Source organism: Falsiroseomonas bella (genome assembly GCF_003173615.1).
GTDB lineage: Bacteria > Pseudomonadota > Alphaproteobacteria > Acetobacterales > Acetobacteraceae > Falsiroseomonas > Falsiroseomonas bella.
In genome coordinates this window covers 1,200,283-1,219,802 of record NZ_QGNA01000001.1, presented here as the reverse complement: position 1 = coordinate 1,219,802, position 19,520 = coordinate 1,200,283, and the positions used below count along the sequence as shown (strand labels likewise).

The 19,520-nt window shown below is 73.0% G+C and carries 17 protein-coding genes; 11 read left to right on the top strand and 6 right to left on the bottom strand.

Features of this window, described 5'->3' with window-relative positions:
* Positions 1 to 260: 260 nt before the first annotated feature.
* Both acs and DFH01_RS05710 read left to right on the top strand, forming a co-directional pair.
* Positions 261 to 2,192 carry an acetate--CoA ligase gene (gene acs / locus DFH01_RS05715; RefSeq protein ID WP_109869372.1) on the top strand — a complete coding sequence of 644 codons (1,932 nt, stop codon included), beginning with the start codon at positions 261 to 263 and terminating at the stop codon, positions 2,190 to 2,192.
* Positions 2,193 to 2,229: 37 nt separating this feature from the next.
* Positions 2,230 to 3,462, top strand: a complete 1,233-nt coding sequence (locus DFH01_RS05710) for an MFS transporter (protein ID WP_233255976.1) — start codon at positions 2,230 to 2,232, stop codon at positions 3,460 to 3,462.
* Between the two features lie 225 nt (positions 3,463 to 3,687).
* On the opposite strand, the gene DFH01_RS29125 is transcribed toward DFH01_RS05710, so the two are convergent.
* Complete coding sequence (locus DFH01_RS29125; RefSeq protein WP_408609175.1) at positions 3,688 to 3,981, bottom strand: DUF1674 domain-containing protein; 294 nt, start codon at positions 3,979 to 3,981, stop codon at positions 3,688 to 3,690.
* Between the two features lie 74 nt (positions 3,982 to 4,055).
* Between DFH01_RS29125 and htpX the strand changes: the two genes are divergently transcribed.
* Together htpX and DFH01_RS05695 are read left to right on the top strand one after the other, a co-directional pair.
* Entirely contained in the window at positions 4,056 to 5,012 is a 957-nt protein-coding gene (gene htpX, locus DFH01_RS05700) for a zinc metalloprotease HtpX (RefSeq protein WP_109869371.1), read from the top strand.
* Positions 5,013 to 5,059: 47 nt separating this feature from the next.
* A complete protein-coding gene (locus DFH01_RS05695; RefSeq protein ID WP_146217001.1) occupies positions 5,060 to 5,395 on the top strand; it encodes a hypothetical protein in 336 nt (111 codons plus the stop codon).
* A 9-nt stretch (positions 5,396 to 5,404) separates the two neighbouring features.
* Here DFH01_RS05695 and DFH01_RS05690 read toward each other — a convergent pair whose 3' ends face one another.
* Both DFH01_RS05690 and DFH01_RS05685 read right to left on the bottom strand, forming a co-directional pair.
* Complete coding sequence (locus tag DFH01_RS05690) at positions 5,405 to 6,010, bottom strand: DedA family protein (RefSeq protein WP_109869369.1); 606 nt, start codon at positions 6,008 to 6,010, stop codon at positions 5,405 to 5,407.
* A complete protein-coding gene (locus DFH01_RS05685; protein WP_233255975.1) occupies positions 6,007 to 7,689 on the bottom strand; it encodes an ArnT family glycosyltransferase in 1,683 nt (560 codons plus the stop codon). Before DFH01_RS05685 ends, DFH01_RS05690 begins: the two co-directional genes overlap by 4 nt.
* A gap of 46 nt (positions 7,690 to 7,735) precedes the next feature.
* Between DFH01_RS05685 and DFH01_RS05680 the strand changes: the two genes are divergently transcribed.
* A complete protein-coding gene (locus DFH01_RS05680) occupies positions 7,736 to 9,049 on the top strand; it encodes an RsmB/NOP family class I SAM-dependent RNA methyltransferase (protein WP_408609174.1) in 1,314 nt (437 codons plus the stop codon).
* Here DFH01_RS05680 and DFH01_RS05675 read toward each other — a convergent pair.
* Positions 9,046 to 10,440, bottom strand: a complete 1,395-nt coding sequence (locus DFH01_RS05675; protein WP_109869367.1) for a TIGR03013 family XrtA/PEP-CTERM system glycosyltransferase — start codon at positions 10,438 to 10,440, stop codon at positions 9,046 to 9,048. The two genes, DFH01_RS05680 and DFH01_RS05675, sit on opposite strands and share 4 nt — an antisense overlap.
* A 50-nt stretch (positions 10,441 to 10,490) precedes the next feature.
* Positions 10,491 to 11,498, bottom strand: coding sequence for a S1C family serine protease (locus DFH01_RS05670; protein ID WP_109869366.1), 1,008 nt, complete (start codon positions 11,496 to 11,498; stop codon positions 10,491 to 10,493).
* A gap of 161 nt (positions 11,499 to 11,659) precedes the next feature.
* Between DFH01_RS05670 and DFH01_RS05665 the strand changes: the two genes are divergently transcribed.
* The 3 genes from DFH01_RS05665 to DFH01_RS05655 are packed head-to-tail and all read left to right on the top strand — an operon-like array spanning position 11,660 to position 14,708.
* The gene (locus tag DFH01_RS05665; RefSeq protein WP_269846216.1) at positions 11,660 to 14,098 is read left to right on the top strand and encodes a heavy metal translocating P-type ATPase; all 2,439 of its coding nucleotides are present in this window, start codon (positions 11,660 to 11,662) and stop codon (positions 14,096 to 14,098) included.
* A 23-nt stretch (positions 14,099 to 14,121) separates the two neighbouring features.
* A complete protein-coding gene (locus DFH01_RS05660; RefSeq protein WP_109869364.1) occupies positions 14,122 to 14,514 on the top strand; it encodes a MerR family transcriptional regulator in 393 nt (130 codons plus the stop codon).
* Positions 14,511 to 14,708 carry a cation transporter gene (locus DFH01_RS05655; protein WP_109869363.1) on the top strand — a complete coding sequence of 66 codons (198 nt, stop codon included), beginning with the start codon at positions 14,511 to 14,513 and terminating at the stop codon, positions 14,706 to 14,708. Before DFH01_RS05660 ends, DFH01_RS05655 begins: the two co-directional genes overlap by 4 nt.
* A 186-nt stretch (positions 14,709 to 14,894) precedes the next feature.
* Here DFH01_RS05655 and DFH01_RS05650 read toward each other — a convergent pair whose 3' ends face one another.
* A complete protein-coding gene (locus DFH01_RS05650; RefSeq protein WP_109869362.1) occupies positions 14,895 to 15,224 on the bottom strand; it encodes a hypothetical protein in 330 nt (109 codons plus the stop codon).
* Between the two features lie 79 nt (positions 15,225 to 15,303).
* Here DFH01_RS05650 and DFH01_RS05645 point away from each other — a divergent pair, with 79 nt between their 5' ends.
* The 3 genes from DFH01_RS05645 to DFH01_RS05635 all read left to right on the top strand — a co-directional run bounded on the left by DFH01_RS05645 (position 15,304) and on the right by DFH01_RS05635 (position 19,518).
* Positions 15,304 to 16,890, top strand: a complete 1,587-nt coding sequence (locus tag DFH01_RS05645) for an alpha-amylase family glycosyl hydrolase (RefSeq protein WP_109869361.1) — start codon at positions 15,304 to 15,306, stop codon at positions 16,888 to 16,890.
* A 57-nt stretch (positions 16,891 to 16,947) separates the two neighbouring features.
* Positions 16,948 to 17,655, top strand: a complete 708-nt coding sequence (locus DFH01_RS05640; RefSeq protein ID WP_109869360.1) for a ribonuclease activity regulator RraA — start codon at positions 16,948 to 16,950, stop codon at positions 17,653 to 17,655.
* Between the two features lie 114 nt (positions 17,656 to 17,769).
* Complete coding sequence (locus tag DFH01_RS05635) at positions 17,770 to 19,518, top strand: di-heme-cytochrome C peroxidase (protein WP_199231137.1); 1,749 nt, start codon at positions 17,770 to 17,772, stop codon at positions 19,516 to 19,518.
* Positions 19,519 to 19,520: the final 2 nt, after the last annotated feature.

The following is a 19,520-nucleotide window of genomic DNA, read 5'->3' as shown; positions in this document are numbered from 1 at the left end:
CGATGGCATGGGACCGCGTGCGCCAGGCGCCCGTGGACCGCATGACGATGAGGATGGGACAGCGCTTCTCTCGCGGTGATGGTGCCGGGCTGAAATTGCCGTAATGCAGGCCTCCGCAGCGGATTATTGCGCCGCAAGCCACTAGCCCGCAGGCACATGGTTCGGGCCGGTTGACGCATATCAAGGCCCTGTGCCCCATAGACCGGGATAGAGACGCCGGCCCGCATGACGGGCAGCCGGCCCAGCTTGGGGAAGAACGCATGTCGGACGCGCTGATCGCCGTGAAGCCCGAGATCGCCGCAAAGGCGCGCATCGACGCGGCGAAGTACCGCGCCATGTACGAGCAGGCGGAGAAGGATCCGGACGGCTTCTGGCGCGGCGAGATGAACCGCATCGCCTGGATGAAGGCTCCGACGAAGATCAAGAACGTCGACTTCCACGGCGATGTCAGCATCAAGTGGTTCGAGGACGGCGTGCTCAATGCCTCCGTCTCCTGCCTCGACCGGCACCTCGCCACGCGCGGCGACCAGGTGGCGATCATCTGGGAAGGCGACGATCCGAAGAGCGACGCGAAGGTCACCTATCGCCAGCTGCATGCACAGGTCTGCCGGCTGACCAACGGCCTGCGCGAGCTCGGCGTGAAGAAGGGCGACCGCGTCTGCATCTACCTGCCGATGATCGTGGAAGCCGCGGTCGCGATGCTCGCCTGCGCGCGCATCGGCGCGATCCACTCCATCGTCTTCGGCGGCTTCTCGCCCGACAGCCTGGCCAGCCGCATCCAGGATTCCGAGTGCAGCGTGCTGATCACCGCCGACCAGGGCCGCCGCGGCGGGCGCACCGTGCCGCTCAAGACCAATGCCGACGAGGCGCTGAAGCAGTGCCCGTCCATCCGCCATGTCGTCGTCGCGAAGAACACCGGCGGCGATGTGCCGATGCAGGCCGGCCGCGACATCTGGTGGAGCGACCTCTGCGACCGCCAGAAGGACACCGCGGAGCCCGAGCCGATGGGCGCCGAGGACCCGCTCTTCATCCTCTACACCAGCGGGTCCACCGGAAAGCCGAAGGGCGTGCTGCACACCACCGGCGGCTACATGGTGTGGGCGTCCTTCACGCATGAGAACGTGTTCGACTACCGCGACGGCGAGATCTACTGGTGCACGGCCGATGTCGGCTGGGTGACCGGCCACACCTACATCGTCTACGGCCCGCTCGCGAACGGCGCGACGACGCTGATGTTCGAAGGCGTGCCGAACTACCCCTCCGTCTCCCGCTTCTGGGAGGTGATCGACAAGCACCAGGTCAACATCTTCTACACCGCGCCCACCGCGATCCGCGCGCTGATGCGCGAGGGCGAGGCGCCGGTGAAGAAGACCAGCCGCAAGTCGCTGCGCATCCTGGGTTCCGTGGGCGAGCCGATCAATCCGGAAGCCTGGCTCTGGTACTACCGCAATGTCGGCGACGAGCGCTGCCCGATCGTGGACACCTGGTGGCAGACCGAGACGGGCGGCATCCTCATCTCGCCGCTGCCCGGCGCCATCGCGCAGAAGCCGGGATCGGCCACGCTGCCGTTGCCGGGCGTGAAGCCCGCGCTGGTGGATGGCGAAGGCAAGATCATCGAGGGCGCGGCGGAAGGAAACCTCGTGCTGCTGGATTCCTGGCCGGGCCAGATGCGCACGATCTATGGCGACCACGCGCGCTTCGGGCAGACCTACTTCTCCACCTTCAAGGGCATGTATTTCACCGGCGACGGCGCGCGCCGCGACGCGGATGGCTACTACTGGATCACCGGCCGCGTGGACGACGTGATCAACGTCTCCGGCCACCGCATGGGCACGGCCGAGATCGAGAGCGCGCTGGTCGCGCATCCGAAGGTCGCCGAGGCCGCGGTGGTCGGCATGCCGCATGACCTGAAGGGCCAGGGCATCTACTGCTACGTCACGCTGAAGTCCGGCGAGGAGCCCACCGAGGCGCTGCGCAAGGAACTGGTCGCCTGGGTGCGGAAGGAGATCGGGCCCATCGCGGCGCCGGACGCGATCCAGTGGGCGCCGGGGCTGCCCAAGACGCGCTCGGGCAAGATCATGCGCCGCATCCTGCGCAAGATCGCCGCGAACGAGACGGACGGGCTGGGCGACACCTCCACGCTCGCCGACCCGACCGTGGTGCAGGACCTGATCGAGAACCGCGTCGGCTGACCCGACGAGCCCTCCCCCGCGATGCGGGGGAGGGTTGATGCCGCGCCGGATTGCGCGGCGCGGCGGTCCGGCGCAGACCTCGGCGGGCATGCCGCTCCTCTCCGACCCCACCACGCGGCTGATCTTCGTCCTCGGCCTCGGCGCGGGCGCCTCATCGCTTGCGGGGCGCGCGCTCGATCCGCTCGTCGCGGTGCTGTCCGGCGAGTTCGGCGCGGCGGTGGCGACCGTCGCCCTGCTCTCCACCGCCTTCGCCCTGCCCTATGCGCTGGTCCAGCCGATCCTGGGGCCGGTCGGCGATGCGCTCGGCAAGCGCCGCGTCATGCGCGCCTGCCTCGCGGTGCTGACGCTGGCGCTCGCCGCCTCCGCCTTCGCACCCGATCTTGCGACGCTCGGCGCGCTGCGCGTGGTCGCCGGCATGGCCGCGGGCGGGGTGTTTCCGCTCGCCATCGCCAGCATCGGCGACAACGTCCCGCTGGAGCGGCGGCAGGTCGCGCTGTCGCGCCTGCTCGTCGCGGGGCTGACCGGGTCCATCGCCGGCGGCGCCCTGGCCGCGCTGCTCGAGCCCTTCATCGGCTGGCGCGGCGTGATCCTGCTCTGTGCGGCGGCGAGCCTGTCGGGCTTCCTGGTGCTGCGCGAGGCCGCGCCGCCCCCGGCGAAGCGCTTCGACATCGTGGAGGCGCTCACCCGCTATCGCGGCATCCTCGGCCTCAAGGCCGCGCGGCGTCTGTATCTGGCGGTGTTCCTGGAAGGCGCGATGCTGCTCGGCGTGTTCCCCTTCCTCGCGCCGCTCTTCGCCGAGCGCGGGCAGGGCGGCACGCGGGAGGCGGGCCTCGCCATCGCCGCCTATGCCTTCGGCGGCTTCGTCTTCGCCGCCATGGCACCGGCGCTGCTGCGACGCGTGGGGCAGTCGGGGACGATCCGGCTGGGTGGCGTGGTCTGCGCCACCGGCTTGGCGGGGCTGGCGTTGGCGCCCTCGGCCTGGATCGGGGTCGGAGCCTGCCTCGTGCTCGGCACCGGCTTCTACATGATCCATTCCTCCATCCAGACGCGGGTGACCGAGGTCGCACCCCAGGCCCGAGGCAGCGCCGTGGCGCTGCATGCCTGCAGCTTCTTCCTCGGCCAGTCGCTGGGCCCCGTTCTGATGGGCGCGGGGCGGGCGACGCTGGGGCCTGTTGCCGCCCTGCTCGCGGTGGCGGCGGGGATGCTGCTGCTTGGCTTCTGGCTGGGCGGCGCGGGGGGGGCGAAGCGGCCGGCCGGCACTCGTTCCTAGATCGCACCGGTTCGCGATTCGCCCCGCAAACGGAACGGGGCGTGAATCATGCGCCGAATCGGCCGAGGGAAACTTTGTAATTTCAGTCCCTTGGTCCGAGTCGCGCGAACGAATCGCTGACCCCCGGACAAGCGTTCCACTGCCACAAGACCTTGGGGCGATTCGCTTTTTCACCCACAAGGCCGTTCCGCCGAGTCGCGCCGAGTCGCGGCCCGGGCGAATCGGTCAGAAATCGCTGACCCGCCCCTTCCGCTCCCAGTCGCCGTAGCGGGTGGGTTCCGGCCCGCTGGGGCCGCCCACTTCCTTCAGCCGGATCGGCTCCTCCTTCGGCGGGTCGCCGGCGGGCGGGCGCTTCTCGCCGGGCAGGGGCGGGTCCATGTCGGGCGCGGGCGGCGGGCCGGGATTGGGCTCCGGCACCGGCCGGCCGGGCTGCGGCCCCGTCGGGTCGCCGGGGGGGATCGGGATCTGCGCCACCTTGGGCGCCGGGGCGTCACCGCCCCCGTTGCTTGCGTTGCTCATGCCCCACATCTAGGACCTCCCTGCGCGGTGTCGCGAGACCAACGCGCATCGCTGGCATTCGGGAGCGTCGCCTCATGGCCGGCTATTTCCGCACCGCGCTGCTGCTCGCGGCGATGACCGCGCTCTTCGTGGGCGTCGGCGCCGCGATCGGCGGCGAGCAGGGCATGGTCATCGCCTTCGTCATGGCCTGCGGCATGAACCTGTTCGCCTGGTGGAACAGCGACCGCGTGGTGCTGGGCATGCACAACGCCCAGCCGATCGGCCCGCATGACGCGCCGCGCCTGTATCAGATGACGGCCGAGCTCGCGCAGCGCGCCGGGCTGCCGATGCCCGCGCTGTATGTGATCCACGAGGACCAGCCCAACGCCTTCGCCACGGGCCGCAGCCCGGAGAAGGGCGCCGTCGCGGTCAACACCGGCCTGCTCGACATGATGAGCGAGCGCGAGGTTGCGGGCGTGATCGCGCACGAGCTGGCGCACATCAAGAACCGCGACACGCTGATCATGACCATCACCGCGACGCTCGCGGGCGCGATTGGCATGCTGGCGCAGTTCGGCTTCCTGTTCGGCGGGCGCAGCTCCGACGGCCGCTCGAACCCCTTCGGCCCGATCGGCACGATCCTGCTGATCGTGCTGGCGCCGATCGCGGCGATGATCGTGCAGATGGCGGTCAGCCGGTCCCGCGAATACGAGGCCGACCGGATCGGCGCCGAGATCACCGGCGACCCCCGCGGCCTCGCCGCCGCGCTGATGCGCCTCGAGGACTACAAGCAGGGCCGGGTGAACGAGGCGGCGGAGGCCAATCCAGCCAGCGCACATGTGTTCATCATCAATCCGCTGTCAGGCATGCGGATGGACGGGCTGTTCTCCACCCATCCCGCCACGGCGAACCGCGTCGCCGCGCTCGAGGAGCTGGCGGGCCGCATGGGTCCGCCGCCAGGCGCTCCGCGCATCCCGCCCGCCCCGCCGCGCGTTGCATCCCGGCAGCCGGGCCCCTGGAGCGGGGGCGGCCGCAGGAACCCCTGGGGTTGAGCCGGCGCGACCGCGACGACACGGCGCCCGGCCGAAAGGAGCAGCCGATGCGCAGCCTCGCACGCGCCTGGCGGGACACGCCGAAGCTGGTGCGCTTCTTCCTCTGTCACGCCGCGGTCGGCTTCGGCCTGGCCGCGGTCTTCGTCGGCGGCTTCCTGCTCGCCGACCCGCATGGCGCGGGCAGCGTGCTGCTCGGCGCGGCCGGCCACTGGTGGCCCGCGCTGGTGCTGTGGTTCTTCGTCGGCCTCACCTTCGGCAGCGTGCAGATCGGCGCGGCGACGATGCTGCTCGGCGAGCGCCCGGACCGGCCGCCACGCGGCGGCGGCACCGGCGTGACCGACCTGGTGCCGGTGCCGATCCCGGTGCGCGCCCGGCGGCGTTGAGCGTTGAGCTCAGCGCGGCTTGCGCACCCGCGTGGACCAGATGTGCCAGAGATAGGCGCCCACGATGCCGCCGACGACGACGTAGGAGAGCGGCTCAAGCCAGCCCTCGACGCGATCGTAGTGGTCTTCCATCAGGTAGCCGGCGCTCGTCAGGAACAGGATCCAGATCGCGCTGCCGGCCGCTGTCCATACGTAGAAGACGTGGCGCGGGATATGCGCGAGGCCCGCAGGCACCGAGATCAGCGTGCGGATCGCCGGCAGCAGCCGGCCGAAGAACAGCGCCACCGGGCCATATTTGCGCAGCGTCGCCTCGGCGCGGTCGAAATCCCGGTCGTCCACCGCGAACCAGCGGCCGTAGCGCGCGAACAGAGGACGGATGCGCGCGGAGCCGATGGCGCGCGCCAGCTCGTACCAGAAAGCGTTGCCGAGCAGCGTGCCGCCGATGCCCGCGATCACCGCCAGCACGAAGGACATCTGCCCGCGCGCCGCGGCGAAGCCGGCCAGCGGCATGATCACCTCCGACGGGATCGGCGGGAACAGGTTCTCCAGGAACATCAGCAGGAAAACGCCCGGCCAGCCGCCGGCCGCGACGATGTTCGTCACCCACTCGATCATCCGTCCACTCCGTAGAGGGTCAGCGCGACGCGTCGTCCGCGCGAGTAGTTGAAGCCGGACACCACGCCGTGTTCGCGTGGCGACAGGCCGAGCCGCGCCGCTTCCTCGCGGAAGGCGGCATCCTGCCGGTCCGCGACCGCGACGAGACGGCCCGGCGCGGCGGCGAGGAAGCGCGCCGCCTCCGGCCCGTCGCGCAGCAGCCCGATGCCGCCGCCCATCGCGAATTGCAGCGAGGGCTCGTGATAGCCCACCACGCCGAATTGCGTGTCCGCCAGGCCGGGTCGCGTCGCCTCGACCAGCGCGGCGAGGCGGGGGGAGATCCAGGGCGCGGTCAGGCGCGGCAAAACGCCTTCCAGCACCACCCAGTTCAGCGGCACGGCGAGCAGCACGGCCAGCAGCCCGGAGCGCGCCGGATTGCCGGCGCGCAGCGCCCGCAGGGTTCCCAGGATAAAGAGAGCCGCCACCGGCAGGCCGAGCAGCGCGACGGGGGAAACCCCGCCATCCGCCAGCACCGGCAGGATCGCGGCGGCGAGCGCCAGCCCGATGGGCGCCCCGACCAGCGCCGCCATGGAAAGCCAGTGCAGCCAGCGCGGCGGCGCCCGGCGCAGCGGGTCCAGCGCCCAGGAAGCCGCCAGCAGCATCAGCGCCGGGAAGGCGGGCAGCGTGTAGTGCGGCAGCTTGGTGGTGACGGCCTCGAACAGCAGCCAGACCGGCACGGCCCAGGCCAGCAGGAAGCGCGTGGCGGGCTGCAGCCGGTCGGCCCAGGCGCCGCGCAGCGCCCGCAGCACCAGGAAGGCGGCGGGGAAAGCGGCGACGCCGAAGATCAGGGCGTAGTAGCCCGGCGGACCCCAATGGTTCTCGTCCGCGCCGCCCACCTTGCTCAGCATGTCGCCGCCTATGGCGTCCGACAGGAAGCGGCCATCCGTCGCGATGGTCACCGCGACGAACCAGGGCAGCGCGGCCAGCAGCATCAGCGGCACGCCCCAGGCCGGGCGCAGCGCCCGCAGCCAGGGGGCGCGGTTGCGCCAGGCCCGGTCCGCCGCCGCCAGGGTGACGCCGGCAAGCAGCGGCACCGCCGGCCCGATTGGCCCCTTCAGCAGCACCGAGGCGCCGAGCACCAGCCAGAACCCCGCCGCCTGCCCCGCCGTGAAGGCGGACGGGTTCAGATAGGCGCGGCCCATCAGCCCCATGGCGACCGCGACGGTGCCGAGCAGCGCCGCATCGGTCTTGGCGATGTGCGTCTCCATCACCAGCACCAGGCAGCCGGCCAGCAGCGCGGCACCCAGGAAACCGGCGCGACGGCCCACCAGCGCGCGGCCGAAATGCCAGGTGGCGAGCACCGCGATCAGCGCGCCGAGCAGGGAGGGCAGGCGATAGGCCCAGATGCGGTCGCGCGCATCCTCGACGCCCAGCGTCTCCAGCGCATTCACGGCGGCGGCCTGCGCCCAGTGGATGCCGGCGGGCTTCTTGTTGCGCTCCACCTCGCCCAGCCGGATGCGGACATAGTCGCCGGTCTGCACCATCTGCCGCGTCGCCTGGGCGAAGCGGCTTTCGTCGCGGTCGCCCGGGGGAATGGTGAAGAAGCCGGGGAGCCAGAGCGCCAGGCACAGCAGGACGAGCCAGAGCCGCGGCCACCGCGTCTCCGGCAGCCGGTCCAGGAATTGCTCCACGCGCTGCATCGCGGCGCCCTAGCACGCCCCCCGGCAGGCGGCCATAAACCGGGGAATGAGTTCGATGCCATCGGGCGGCCGTCGGCCGCCGGCGCCGCCGCGACGTCCAGCCCCCGCCAGCGCGGCCGGCGCCCCCGCCCGCCAGGCGGCGCTGGCGCTGCTCGCCGCCGTGCTGGAACGCCGCCGCCCGCTGGAGGAGGCGCTGGACGCGCTGCCCGGCGGCCTCGCGCCCCGCGACCGCGCCGCCGCACACCGCATCGCCGCCGCCGTGCTGCGCCGCGCCGGCAGCCTGGATGCCGTGCTCGAGCCCTTCCTGCGGCGCGAGCCGCCGCCGCCGGTCCGCGCAGCGCTGCGGGCCGGCGCGGCGGAACTGCTGCTGCTCGGCACGCCGGCCCATGCGGCCGTCGCGGCGACGGTCGGCGTCGTGCCGCGGCCCTTCGCCGGGCTGGTCAATGCCGTGCTGCGCAAGGTGGCGGCGGAGGGCCCGGCGGCGCTGGAGGGCCTGGACGCGGAACGGCTGGACACGCCGCCCTGGCTCTGGAGCGCCTGGCACGCCGCCTATGGGGCTGCCGTGCGGGCGATCGCGCGCGCGCACCGGCTGCCCGCCCCGCTGGACCTGACGCTTGCCCCCGGCGCGGCGGCACCCGAGGGGGCGGAGATGCTGCCCACCGGCACCGCGCGGCTGCCGGCCGGCACGCGCATCACCGATCTGCCCGGTTTCGCGGAAGGGCAATTCTGGGCGCAGGACGCCGCCGCCGCGTTGCCGGCAAGGCTGCTCGGCGCGCGGCCGGGCGAGCGCGTCGCCGACCTGTGCGCCGCGCCGGGCGGCAAGACGGCGCAGCTTGCCGCGGCCGGCGCCACGGTGGTGGCGGTGGAACGCGATCCGCGCCGGCTCGCCCGGCTCGGCGAGAACCTTGCCCGCCTGAAGCTGAGCGCGACGCTGGTGGAGGCCGACGCAGGAAGCTGGTCCCCGCCGGCGAACGAACAATTCGACGCGGTGCTGCTGGATGCGCCCTGCACGGCGACCGGCATCATCCGCCGCCATCCCGACATCCCGCATCTGAAGCGCGCCGCCGATGTGGCGACGATGGCGGATACGCAGGCACGGCTGCTGGCGCATGCCGCGGCGCTGCTGCGGCCCGGCGGGCGCCTCGTCTACGCCACCTGCTCGCTGCAGCCGGAGGAGGGCGAGGCGCATCTCGCCCGCGCGGCGGCGCTCGGCCTGCGCCTCGACCCGATCCGCGCGGAGGAGGTGCCGGGCCTGCCGGAGGCGATCACGCCGCAGGGCACGCTGCGCACGCGGCCCGACATGTGGGCGGAGCGCGGCGGGATCGACGGGTTCTTCGCGGCGCGATTCTTGCGCGGCTAACGCACGGCATTCCCCGGGAACAGCACCACGCGCAGCGTCTGCATCAGGATCAGCAGGTCGAACAGCACGCCGAAATTCTTGACGTAGTAAAGGTCGTAGCTGAGCTTGGAGCGCGCATCGTCCAGCGACGCGCCGTAGGGATAATTCACCTGCGCCCAGCCGGTGAGCCCCGCCCGCATCCGGTGGCGCTCGTGATAGAGCGGCAGCTTCGCCGCCAGCTCCTCGGTGAATTCCGGGCGCTCCGGCCGCGGGCCGACGATGGACATGTCGCCGCGCAGCACGTTGAACAGCTGCGGCAGCTCATCCAGCCGCGTGCGACGCAGGAAATTGCCGACGCGCGTGATGCGCGGGTCGCGCTCGGCGGCCCAGGTGGCGCCGAAGCGCTCCGCATCCACGCGCATGGTGCGCAGCTTCATGATGCGGAAGATCCTGCCGTCGCGCGTGACGCGCGCCTGGCGATACAGCACCGGCCCGCCATCCTGCAGCTTCACGGCCAAAGCGGCCGCAAGCAGGAAGGGCGAGGACAACGCGAGCAGCAGCAGGCTTGTCGCGACGTCCAGCGCGCGCTTCAGCGCATGGTCCAGCAGGCTGGCGCCGAAACCCTCGGCATAGACCAGGAAGCCGAGCTCCAGCCGCTTGATGTCGATGCGCCCGATCTCGCGCTCCAGCGAGCGGAGATACTCGCTGACCGGGAAGCCCGCCGTGCGGCAGGCCAGCAGCGCCTCCATCGGCAGGCCGCGCCGCTCGTCGGAGGCGACGACGATCTGGTCGGCGCCGAAGGCGCGCGCGGCATCGAGGAAGGCGGTGCCGGCCGGGAAGATGCGCAGCGCGGGATCCTCGGCAAGGCGCGGATCGAAGGTGCCCATCTCGGGCGCATGCACCAGCGCGATGTCGAAGGCGAGGGTCCGCGCCTCCCGCCGCAGCAGCCAGACCAGGTCGAAGGCGCGCTGCCCGGCGCCGACAATCAGCAGCCGCCGGCGGAACAGGCCGAGCCGCCGCAGCGCTGCCAGGGCCAGCCGCGCCAGGCAGCCCGCCAGCCCGAGGCCGATGGTCGCGGCCGAGAACAGCCCGATCCCGCCGGCCTTCGGCGCCAGCAGCGCCAGCACCGCGGCACTGCCGAGCGCGGCCAGCACCGCGGCGACCGGCACGCGCCCCAGCGCTCGCCGCGGTTCGTTCAGCGCGTCGCGGCGATAGAGGCCGAGGCTGTAGAGGCCGAGCAGATAGGCCAGCGGATGCAGCAGCAGCGCCAGCGCGCCCGGCCAGTCGCTGAGCGCGGGCGGATCGGGCAGCAGCGCGACCGCCGCCGGCCAGGCCAGGGCAACGAGCGCGACATCCAGCAGGAACAGGGCGCGCGCCGCCCCGAGCGCGGGCGCAGAGACCATCCTCGCCATGCGCGCAGCCTAGGCGCAGGCGATTGACGAAGGATGAGCGGCGGCGCCGGCTAACGCTCGCAGCGCAGCAGCACGGTGCTGCGATGCGCGATGTCGCCCACATCGGCGGCGCTGCGGTCCGTGCCGCGGCTTTCGGCGGTGCGGAAGGTCACCCCGGCGCGGCGCAGGAAGGCCTGCGCCGTTTCGCCCTTCACCGCGAAGTTCACGTTGTCCACGTTCTGCACCCGCCGGCTGTCGAGCTTCGCCACCACCACGCCGACCACGTTCCCCTGCATGTCCAGCAGCGGCCCGCCGGAATTGCCGGGCTGCACCTCCGCGCTGATCTGGAAGTTGTTCTGGTCGTTGCGGATGCCCGCCAGCGCGTTGATCTCGCCCCGCGTCAGCTTCGGATCGGCCGAGAGCAGCCCGGCAAGCGGAAAGCCATAGGCCACGACGCTTTCGCCGCGGCGCACGGCCGGCGCCGTGCGGAAGGACAGCGCCGGTCCCGGATTGCCCGGGATGCGCAGCGTCGCGAGGTCGAGCGCCGCATCCACCCGCGCCGGCGGCACCGCGGCCAGCCAGCGGCCATCGGGGGTGCGCGCCAGGATCCGGTCGCAGCCATCCACCACATGCTGGTTGGTCATCACCAGATCCGCCCCGACGACGAAGCCGGTGCCGGAGGAGACATTGCGCGCGTTCGGGTTGGGCCGCGCCTGCGCCACCGCCGGCGCCGGCGCGGCCGCGGCGGTCAGCTCCACGCGCGGCGTGGCGCAGATGTCCTGGTCCCGCGCCACGCTCTCCCGACCGTCGGAGAGCACCAGCCGCACATCGAAGCGGCAGCCGGCATCCGGGTTCACGCGCAGGTTGAAGCCGAACCCATCGGGCAGGGGGCCGCGGTTCAGCAGGTTGGATCCCCAGTCCGGCCGGCCGCTGCGCACCGCATGCAGGGCCGTCGCCTCCACCCCGGTGCGGTTGACGATGCGCACCGGATCGGGGCCGGGCGCCTGGGCGGCGGCGGGAAGGGCCAAGGGCAGGGGCAGGGCCACCAGCAGGGCCAGAAGAAGGATCGAGGCGCGCATGGGCGGCCATGTCGCCGCGCCTCGCGGAACCGTCAACGGGCCCCGGCGCGTCCGGAACCTGCGCCAGATCAAGGTCGCCCGCATGGAAAACATGCACGCTTGCGCAAGACGCCGGGATCGGCCCTTGACCCTCCCATAATGGGAGACCCGATCTACGGCGCATGGAAACGCAAAAGCACCCCGCGATGCCCGAGGCACCGCTCCGCCCCGTCCCGCACCTCTCCCTGCCCGTGGAGGGCATGACCTGCGCCTCCTGCGCGGGCCGGGTTGAGCGTGCGCTCCGCAAGGTTCCCGGCGTCACCGAGGCGCATGTGAACCTCGCCTCGGAGCAGGCCGACATCGCCGGCACCGCCGCCGTCGCGGATCTCGCCGCGGCGGTGCGCGCCGCCGGCTACGGCGTGCCGGAGGCGGAGCGCAGCATCGGGATCGAGGGCATGACCTGCGCCTCCTGCGCCGCGCGGGTCGAACGCGCGCTGGCGCGGGTGCCGGGCGTCCTCTCGGTCAGCGTCAACCTGGCGGCGGAGCGCGCGACGCTGCGCACCCTGGCCGGGGTGGAGGACGCGGCGCTCGCCGCGGCGCTCGCCAAGGCCGGCTACCGGCTCGGCGCGATCCCAGACGACGCGGAGGCCGAGGAACAGGCCGCGGCCGCGAAGCTCGCGCGCCAGGGCCGGGAGGTGCTGGTCGCGACGGCGATCGCCGCGCCCTTCCTGATCGGCATGGTCGGCATGGCCTTCGGGCAGGACTGGATGCCGGGCACCTGGGTGCAGCTGGCGCTGGCGACCGCGATGTTCGCCTGGTTCGGCCCGCGCTTCTGGCGCGCCGCCTGGGGCGCCGTGAAGGACCGCACCGGCAACATGGACCTGCTGGTTTCGCTCGGCACCGGCGCGGCCTTCCTGCTCTCGCTCTGGACCATGTGGCGGCACGGCACGGCGCATCCGCACGGCCTCTATTTCGAGGCGGCGGTGGTGGTGCTGTTCTTCGTGCTGCTCGGCAAGTGGCTGGAGGCCCGCGCCAAGCGCGGCACCGGCGCGGCCATCCGCGCGCTGCTCGCGATGCGCCCGCGCAACGCCCGCCTGCTCGATGCGGACGGGACGGAACGCGAGGTGCCGGCCGCCGCGGTCGTGGCCGGCGACATGGTCGTGGTCCGCCCCGGCGAGCGCGTGCCGGTGGATGGCGAGGTCACCTCCGGCGAGGCCGGCGTGGACGAGAGCGCGCTGACCGGCGAATCGCGACCGGTCGAGAAGGCGCCCGGCGCGAAGCTCGCCACCGGCACGGTCGTGCTGGACGGGCGGCTCGTGCTGCGCACCACGGCGGTGGGCAACGAGACGACGCTGGCGCGCGTCGCGGCGATGGTCGCGGCCGCGCAGGCTTCCCGCGCGCCGGTGCAGAAGCTGGTGGACCGCGTCAGCGCGGTCTTCGTGCCGGTGGTGCTCGGCATCGCCGTCGCGACGCTGCTGGGCTGGCTTCTGGCCGGCGCCGGCTTCGAGGAAGCGGTGCTGCATGCGGTCGCCGTGCTGGTGATCGCCTGCCCCTGCGCGCTGGGCCTCGCGACGCCCGCCGCCATCATGGCCGGCACCGGCGCCGCCGCGCGCGCCGGCATCCTGCTGCGCGACGCGGAGGCGATCGAGCGGGCGAAGTCCGTGGACCTCGTCGCCTTCGACAAGACCGGCACGCTGACCGAAGGCCGCCCGCGCCTGGCCGCGCTGCATCCTGCGCCCGGCACGACGCGGGAGGCGGCGCTGGCGCTGGCCGCCGCGCTGCAGGCCGGCAGCGAGCACCCGCTGGCGCGCGCCGTGCTGGAAGCGCAGGGCGATGCGCCGAAGCCGACGGCCGAATCCTTCCGCGCCCTGCCCGGCCGCGGCGTGGAGGGGGCGGTGGAAGGCCGTCGCCTGGCCCTCGGCAGCCCGCGGCTGCTGGCGGAATCCGGCGCCGATCCGGGCCAACTCGCCGCGCTGGCGGAGCAGGAAGCCTCCGCGGGCCGCAGCCTCGCCTGGCTGCTCGACCCCGCGGGGCATGCCGTCCTAGCGCTGCTCGCCTTCGAGGATGCGCCGAAGCCCGGCGCCGCCGACGCCGTGGCCGCGCTGCGCGGCCTCGGCGTGGAGGTGGCGATGCTCTCGGGCGATGTCGCGCCCGCGGCACGCGCTGCCGCCGAACGGCTCGGCATCGCGCGCGTCGCGGCGGAGGTGCTGCCGGACGGAAAGGCCGCGCAGGTCGCCGCCTGGCGGCAGGACGGCGCAAGGGTGGCCATGGTGGGCGACGGCATCAACGACGCGCCGGCGCTCGCCGCGGCCGATCTCGGCATCGCGATGGGCACCGGCACGGATGTCGCCATCGCGGCAGCCGGAATCACGCTGATGCGCGGCGACCCGGCCCTGGTGCCGGCGGCGCTCGACATCACGCGCAGGACCTACGGGAAGGTGAAGGGGAATCTCGCATGGGCATTCGGATACAACCTGCTGGGCCTGCCCCTGGCGGCGCTCGGCTTTCTCTCGCCGGCGCTGGCGGGCGCGGCGATGGCGATGTCGTCGGTGTCCGTGGTGGCGAATGCGCTCCTGCTCGCGCGCTGGCGCCCGCGGCCGATCCGGGCGGACAGGCCCTGACCCGGATGCGCGGCGGCCGGGGCATGACGATCGGCCATGCGGCCGCACGCTCCGGCGTCTCCGCCAAGATGATTCGCCACTACGAGGCCATCGGGCTGATCGAGTCGGAACGGCGCGCCAACGGCTATCGCAGCTATGGACCGCAGGACGTCGCCGTGCTGCGCTTCATCCGCCATGCGCGCGACCTGGCCTTCCCGCTCGAGGACATCCGCAAGCTGCTCGCGCTGTGGCGCGACCGCTCGCGCGCGAGCGGGGAGGTGAAGCGCTTGGCGCTGGCGCATGTCGAGGCGCTGGAGGAGAAGGCCGCCGCGCTCAACGCCGTGGCGCAGAGCCTGCGGCACCTCGCGCAGCATTGCAGCGGCGATGACCGGCCGGACTGCCCGATCATCGAGGAGCTGGAAGGGAAGACCGCATGACGGTTGAGCTGAAGGTCGCGGGCATGACCTGCGGCCATTGCGTGAAGGCGGTGACCGAGGCGATCCGCGCGAAGGATCCCGCGGCGAAGGTCGAGGTGGTGCTGGCCGAGGGCCTGGTGCGCGCCGAGACCGCACTGCCCCGCGCCGCGGTCGCCGCCGCGGTCGAGGAGGAAGGCTACAAGGTCGCTGCCTGAGGCCGCGAGCCTTTCCGCTGGCACGGAAAGGCCCTCAAACGCCGGCGCCGCTCCGCGGCTCGGCTTCGCGCCACGAGGCGCGGGCCGCATTCCGGGACCCCGCGCGCGTTGCGAAGCAACGCTGGCGGGAACCCGTCGGGGCCTCGCCCGCCTTCGGCGGGCGCGTCTACGGTGTGGCGATCCGCGCTACCGCCGCTTCGGCCGGTCGCGCGAGATGTCCACCGGGCCGCCGCGCTGCGTGGCGAGCTCAATCCGATCCCCTGTCTGGAAGTCGTTGCTGCCCGGCCCGTCGCCGGCGCTGATTGGATCGTCGATCGTGCCGGCGGCGCGCTCGTCACGTCCGCGCGAGCCCTCCGTGCCCTGCACCCCGCCCGGATTGGTCTCGAGCGGGATTGCATTCGCCGGATCCGGCCGCTGATCGGTCTCTCCCGGCTCCTTCCGCTCGCCGCCGGGCCGTTCCGGCCGCAGCGCGTCCACGCTGCCGCGCGGCTCGTCGGTCCTGTCCTTGTCGTCCATGGTGGCATACCTCCCGCGAGGGGAACGCCCCGCGAACCGGGCGGTTTGGGAAAGCACGGGACAGCACGGGATTTCTGGCATGCAGGAGTGGTGGCGCGGCGCGGTGATCTACCAGGTGTATCCGCGCTCCTTCCGGGATTCGAACGGCGACGGCATCGGCGACCTGCGGGGCCTGCTGCAACGGATGGACCACATCGCGGCGCTCGGCGTGGACGCGCTCTGGATCTGCCCGGTCTATGCCTCGCCGGGCGCGGATTTCGGCTATGACGTCAGTGACCACACCGCCATCGCGCCGGAATTCGGCAGCGTCGCCGACCTCGAGGCGGTGATCGAGGCGGCGCATGCGCGCGGGCTGCGCGTGATGCTGGATTTCATCATCGGCCACACCAGCGAGGCGCATCCCTGGTTCCTGGAATCTCGCGCCTCGCGCCGGGGTCCGCTCGCGGATCGCTATGTCTGGGCCGATCCGCAGCCGGACGGCACGCCGCCGAACAACTGGCTCAGCGTCTTCGGCGGCCCGGCCTGGCGGTGGGAGCCGCGGCGGCGCCAATACGCGCTGCATCACTTCCTGCCGGAACAGCCCGCGCTGAACCTGGGCGACCCGGCGACGATGGACGCGATGGCGGAGGTGATGCGCTTCTGGCTGCGGCGCGGCGCCGACGGCTTCCGGGTGGATGCGCTGGACTTCGTCGCGCATGACGCGCTGCTGCGATCGAACCCCGCCGCGCCACCGAAGCCGGAAATCCCGGCGAAGCTGTTCGGCATGCAGCAGCATCTGCACGACATGATGGGCGAGGGCAGCGACGCCGTGCTGCGCCGGCTGCGCGCCGAGACGGACGCCTTCGAGGACCGCGCGCTGCTCGGCGAGTTCTCTTCCCAGCCCGGCGCCTTCGCCCGCATCGCGCGCGCGACGGGGCCGGGGCGGCTGCACATGGCCTATACGCTGGCGCCGTTGCGCGCCGGCTTCGGCGTGGAGGAGGCGCGCGCGTTGATCGCAGCGGCCGCGCATCCGCATGGCTGGCCCTGCTGGTCCTTCAGCAACCACGACGTGGTGCGCGTCGCCACGCGCTGGGCGCCTGGCGGCATCCCCGATCCGCGCATGACGCGGCTGCTGCTTGCGCTGCTGCTGACGCTGCGCGGCAGCGTCGCGCTCTACCAGGGCGAGGAGCTCGGCCTGCCGGAGGCCGAGCTTCCCTTCGAGGCGCTGCGCGATCCCTTCGGCCGCAGCTTCTGGCCGGAATTCCGCGGCCGCGACGGCGCGCGCACGCCGATGCCCTGGACCGCCGAGGGCGCCGCGGCCGGCTTCACCACCGGCACGCCCTGGCTGCCGGTGCCGGAGACGCATCGGGCCCTCGCCGTGGAGCGGCAGGAAGCCGACCCGGACAGCACGCTGCGCTTCACCCGCGCGCTGCTGGCCCTGCGCCGCGCGACGCCGGCGCTGGTCACGGGCGACCTCGTGCCGCTCGACCTGCCCGGGCCGCTGGTCGGGCATGACCGGATCGCGGCGGACGGCACGCGGGTGCGCTGCCTGTTCAACCTCTCGGCCGAGGCCGCCGCGGTGCCGGGCGTCGCCTGGGCCAACACCGTCCCGCTCGCCGGCGCACCGGCCGGCCTGCCGGAGGTGCTCGGCCCCTGGGGCGTCGGGCTGGCGCTGCGGGCGGGTTGACGCGCCGGGGAGGGGGCGTTTCAAGCGCCCCCTCACCCGCGCCACGGAGCCCCGCGCATGAAGCCCGAGATCAAGTCCGCCCTGATGGGCGTGACCACCGCCACGCTGACGACGGTGCTGCTGAAGAAGGGCGTGCGCTTCTGCTACGTGAACGGCGCGCGGCCGATCGTGCCCGGCAACTTCACCCGCATCGTCGGCCCTGCCTTCACGCTGCGCTTCACGCCCACGCGGGAAGACCTGGCGACGGTGGACAGCTGGTCCTCCCCGCGCTCGACCCGCGCCGCGATCGAGGACATGCCGGAAGGCTGCGTCGCCATCGCCGATGCGATGGGGCTCACCACCGCCGGCATCTTCGGCGACATCCTCTGCGCGCGCATGCGAGTGAAGGGCGTCGCGGGCCTCGTCACCGACGGCATGGTGCGTGACGGCCAGGGCGTGATCGGCACCGGCCTGCCGGTGTTCTGCCAGGGCTATGTGGCGCCGGCCTCCGTCGCCGCGCTGAACTTCGTCGGCTGGCAGGAGACGATCGGCTGCGGCGGCGTGACGGTCGTGCCGGGCGACATCGTGGTGGCCGACGGCGACGGCGCGGTGGTGATCCCGCAGGCGATGCTGGAAGCCGTCACCGAGGCCGCGGTGGAGCAGGAGCGGCTGGAAGGCTGGATCATGAAGGAGGTCAACAAGGGCCTCGCCCTGCCCGGCCTCTATCCCGCCAATGCCGAGCACAAGGCCCGCTACGAGGCCGATAAGGCGGCTGGGCGCGCCTGACGGCGTGCCCCTGCCGCACGGCGGGGGACATCCCGCGAACATGGCGGAATTGTCACCCGCGCCGGTAGAGCCTGCACCCTAACCTTCCCGCACGGGAAGCGGAGGGCGCAGGCCATGCGGGCCATCGTGACGGGCGTCGCCGGCGCGCTCATGCTGGCTGGCTGCGCCGGCCTGGCGCCCGAGCCCGGCCCGCCGCCCCCCGCCGGCTGGCAGAGCGTGGACCAGGGTCCTGACTGGCGGATCGAGGACCGCGCCGCTTTCTACACCCAGGACCAGGGCTCCGAGATCATGCCGGCCGCCTGGATGGCGGCGCTGCGCCAGCCGGACGGCCAGCCCTTCCTGGCCGACCGCCTCACCCGCTACGGCTACCTGGTCAACGACACCAACCCGACCGCCAGCCTGCCGGTCGGCTTCACCCTGGCCGGCCCGCCGGGGCGGCAGGTCGTCGGCATGACCTGCGCCGCCTGCCACACCCGCGAGATCGAGATCCAGGGCCGCCCCTACCGCATCGACGGCGGCCCGGCGCTCGCTGATTTCGAGCGCTTCCTGCTGGACCTCCGCACCGCCGTGGCGCGGGTGCAGGACGATCACCTCGCCTTCGAGTCCTTCGCGACCGAGGTGCTCGGCCAGGGCGCCGACCTCCGCGGCAAGGACGCGCTGCGGCGGGAGCTGGATGTCTGGTGGCGGCGCTACGCCACGATCATCGACCGCTCCCTGCCGAATGAGCGCATGTGGGGGCCGGGCAGGCTCGACGCGATCTCCATGATCTTCAACCGCGTCGCCGGGCTGGATATCGGCACCGGGCCGGACCGGATCATCGAAGCCAACATGGCGCCGGCGGATGCGCCGACGCGCTACCCCTTCCTGTGGAACGCCTCGCGGCAGGACCAGACGCAATGGCCGGGCTTCGCGGAGAACGGCAACGACGTGCTGGCGCTGATCCGCAACCTCGGCCAGGTCTATGGCGTCTTCGCCAGCTTCCATCCGGTGCCCGACCGGCGCGTGCCGATCTTCCGCGTGAACTACGTCGCGCAGAACTCTGCGAATTTCGCGGGCCTCGGGCGGCTCGAGGAGCTGATCCAGCGCATCGGCCCGCCGCGCGCGCCCTTCATCCGCCGCACGGCGGAGACGGATGCCCTGGCCGCGCAGGGCCGCGCGATCTTCGCCCGCGATCCGGACCAGGGCGGCTGCGCCGTGTGCCACGACCCGCAGCCCGGCGCCTTCCGCTCGCTCGCCCGCGAAAGCTGGCTGACGACGATCCGCGACGTCGGCACGGACAGCCGCGAGATCGGCCTGCTGGGGCGGCAGGTGCAGACCGGCGTGCTGGCCGGCAAGGGCATCCCGGGCTTCGGCACGCTCGGCACGACGGACAAGGCCGTCTCCGTGCTGGCGCTGACGGTGATCGGCGCCATCGTGCAGTATCCCTTCACCGGCAGGCTCGAACAGATGAGCCCGGACCGCCTGATCTCCCTGCCCGGCGAGGCCGGGGCGGCGGCGGCGGTGGTCACCACGCGCCGGCTGCGCCAGGCGATCCGCACCGAGATGCCCACCGGCGCGCCGTACGAATCACGCGTGCTGCAGGGGATCTGGGCGGCCGCGCCCTATCTGCACAACGGCTCGGTGCCGACGCTGGCCGACCTGCTGGAGCCGGCGGCAAACCGGCCGGCGGCGTTCGAGGTGGGCACGGAATACGACCCGGTGCTGGTCGGCCTGGCGCGGGAGCAGCCGCGCTCGCGCGGGCAAATCGTGACGACCGATTGCAGCGACCGGAACTCCGGCAACAGCCGCTGCGGGCATGAATACGGCACCGGCCTGTCGGCGGCGGAGAAGCGGGCGCTGCTCGAATACCTGCGGCGGCTGTGACG

Excerpts from the sequence above, each read along its gene's own strand:
- DFH01_RS05690 (WP_109869369.1), bottom strand. The coding sequence starts at position 6,010 with ATGATCGAGTGGGTGACGAACATCGTCGCGGCCGGCGGCTGGCCGGGC.
- DFH01_RS05655 (WP_109869363.1), top strand. The coding sequence starts at position 14,511 with ATGACGGTTGAGCTGAAGGTCGCGGGCATGACCTGCGGCCATTGCGTG.
- DFH01_RS05660 (WP_109869364.1), top strand. The coding sequence starts at position 14,122 with ATGACGATCGGCCATGCGGCCGCACGCTCCGGCGTCTCCGCCAAGATG.
- DFH01_RS05650 (WP_109869362.1), bottom strand. The coding sequence starts at position 15,224 with ATGGACGACAAGGACAGGACCGACGAGCCGCGCGGCAGCGTGGACGCG.
- DFH01_RS05695 (WP_146217001.1), top strand. The coding sequence starts at position 5,060 with ATGCGCAGCCTCGCACGCGCCTGGCGGGACACGCCGAAGCTGGTGCGC.
- acs (WP_109869372.1), top strand. The coding sequence starts at position 261 with ATGTCGGACGCGCTGATCGCCGTGAAGCCCGAGATCGCCGCAAAGGCG.
- DFH01_RS05665 (WP_269846216.1), top strand. The coding sequence starts at position 11,660 with ATGGAAACGCAAAAGCACCCCGCGATGCCCGAGGCACCGCTCCGCCCC.
- htpX (WP_109869371.1), top strand. The coding sequence starts at position 4,056 with ATGGCCGGCTATTTCCGCACCGCGCTGCTGCTCGCGGCGATGACCGCG.
- DFH01_RS05710 (WP_233255976.1), top strand. The coding sequence starts at position 2,230 with ATGCCGCGCCGGATTGCGCGGCGCGGCGGTCCGGCGCAGACCTCGGCG.
- DFH01_RS29125 (WP_408609175.1), bottom strand. The coding sequence starts at position 3,981 with ATGAGCAACGCAAGCAACGGGGGCGGTGACGCCCCGGCGCCCAAGGTG.
- DFH01_RS05680 (WP_408609174.1), top strand. The coding sequence starts at position 7,736 with ATGAGTTCGATGCCATCGGGCGGCCGTCGGCCGCCGGCGCCGCCGCGA.
- DFH01_RS05635 (WP_199231137.1), top strand. The coding sequence starts at position 17,770 with ATGCGGGCCATCGTGACGGGCGTCGCCGGCGCGCTCATGCTGGCTGGC.
- DFH01_RS05685 (WP_233255975.1), bottom strand. The coding sequence starts at position 7,689 with ATGCAGCGCGTGGAGCAATTCCTGGACCGGCTGCCGGAGACGCGGTGG.
- DFH01_RS05675 (WP_109869367.1), bottom strand. The coding sequence starts at position 10,440 with ATGGCGAGGATGGTCTCTGCGCCCGCGCTCGGGGCGGCGCGCGCCCTG.
- DFH01_RS05640 (WP_109869360.1), top strand. The coding sequence starts at position 16,948 with ATGAAGCCCGAGATCAAGTCCGCCCTGATGGGCGTGACCACCGCCACG.
- DFH01_RS05670 (WP_109869366.1), bottom strand. The coding sequence starts at position 11,498 with ATGCGCGCCTCGATCCTTCTTCTGGCCCTGCTGGTGGCCCTGCCCCTG.
- DFH01_RS05645 (WP_109869361.1), top strand. The coding sequence starts at position 15,304 with ATGCAGGAGTGGTGGCGCGGCGCGGTGATCTACCAGGTGTATCCGCGC.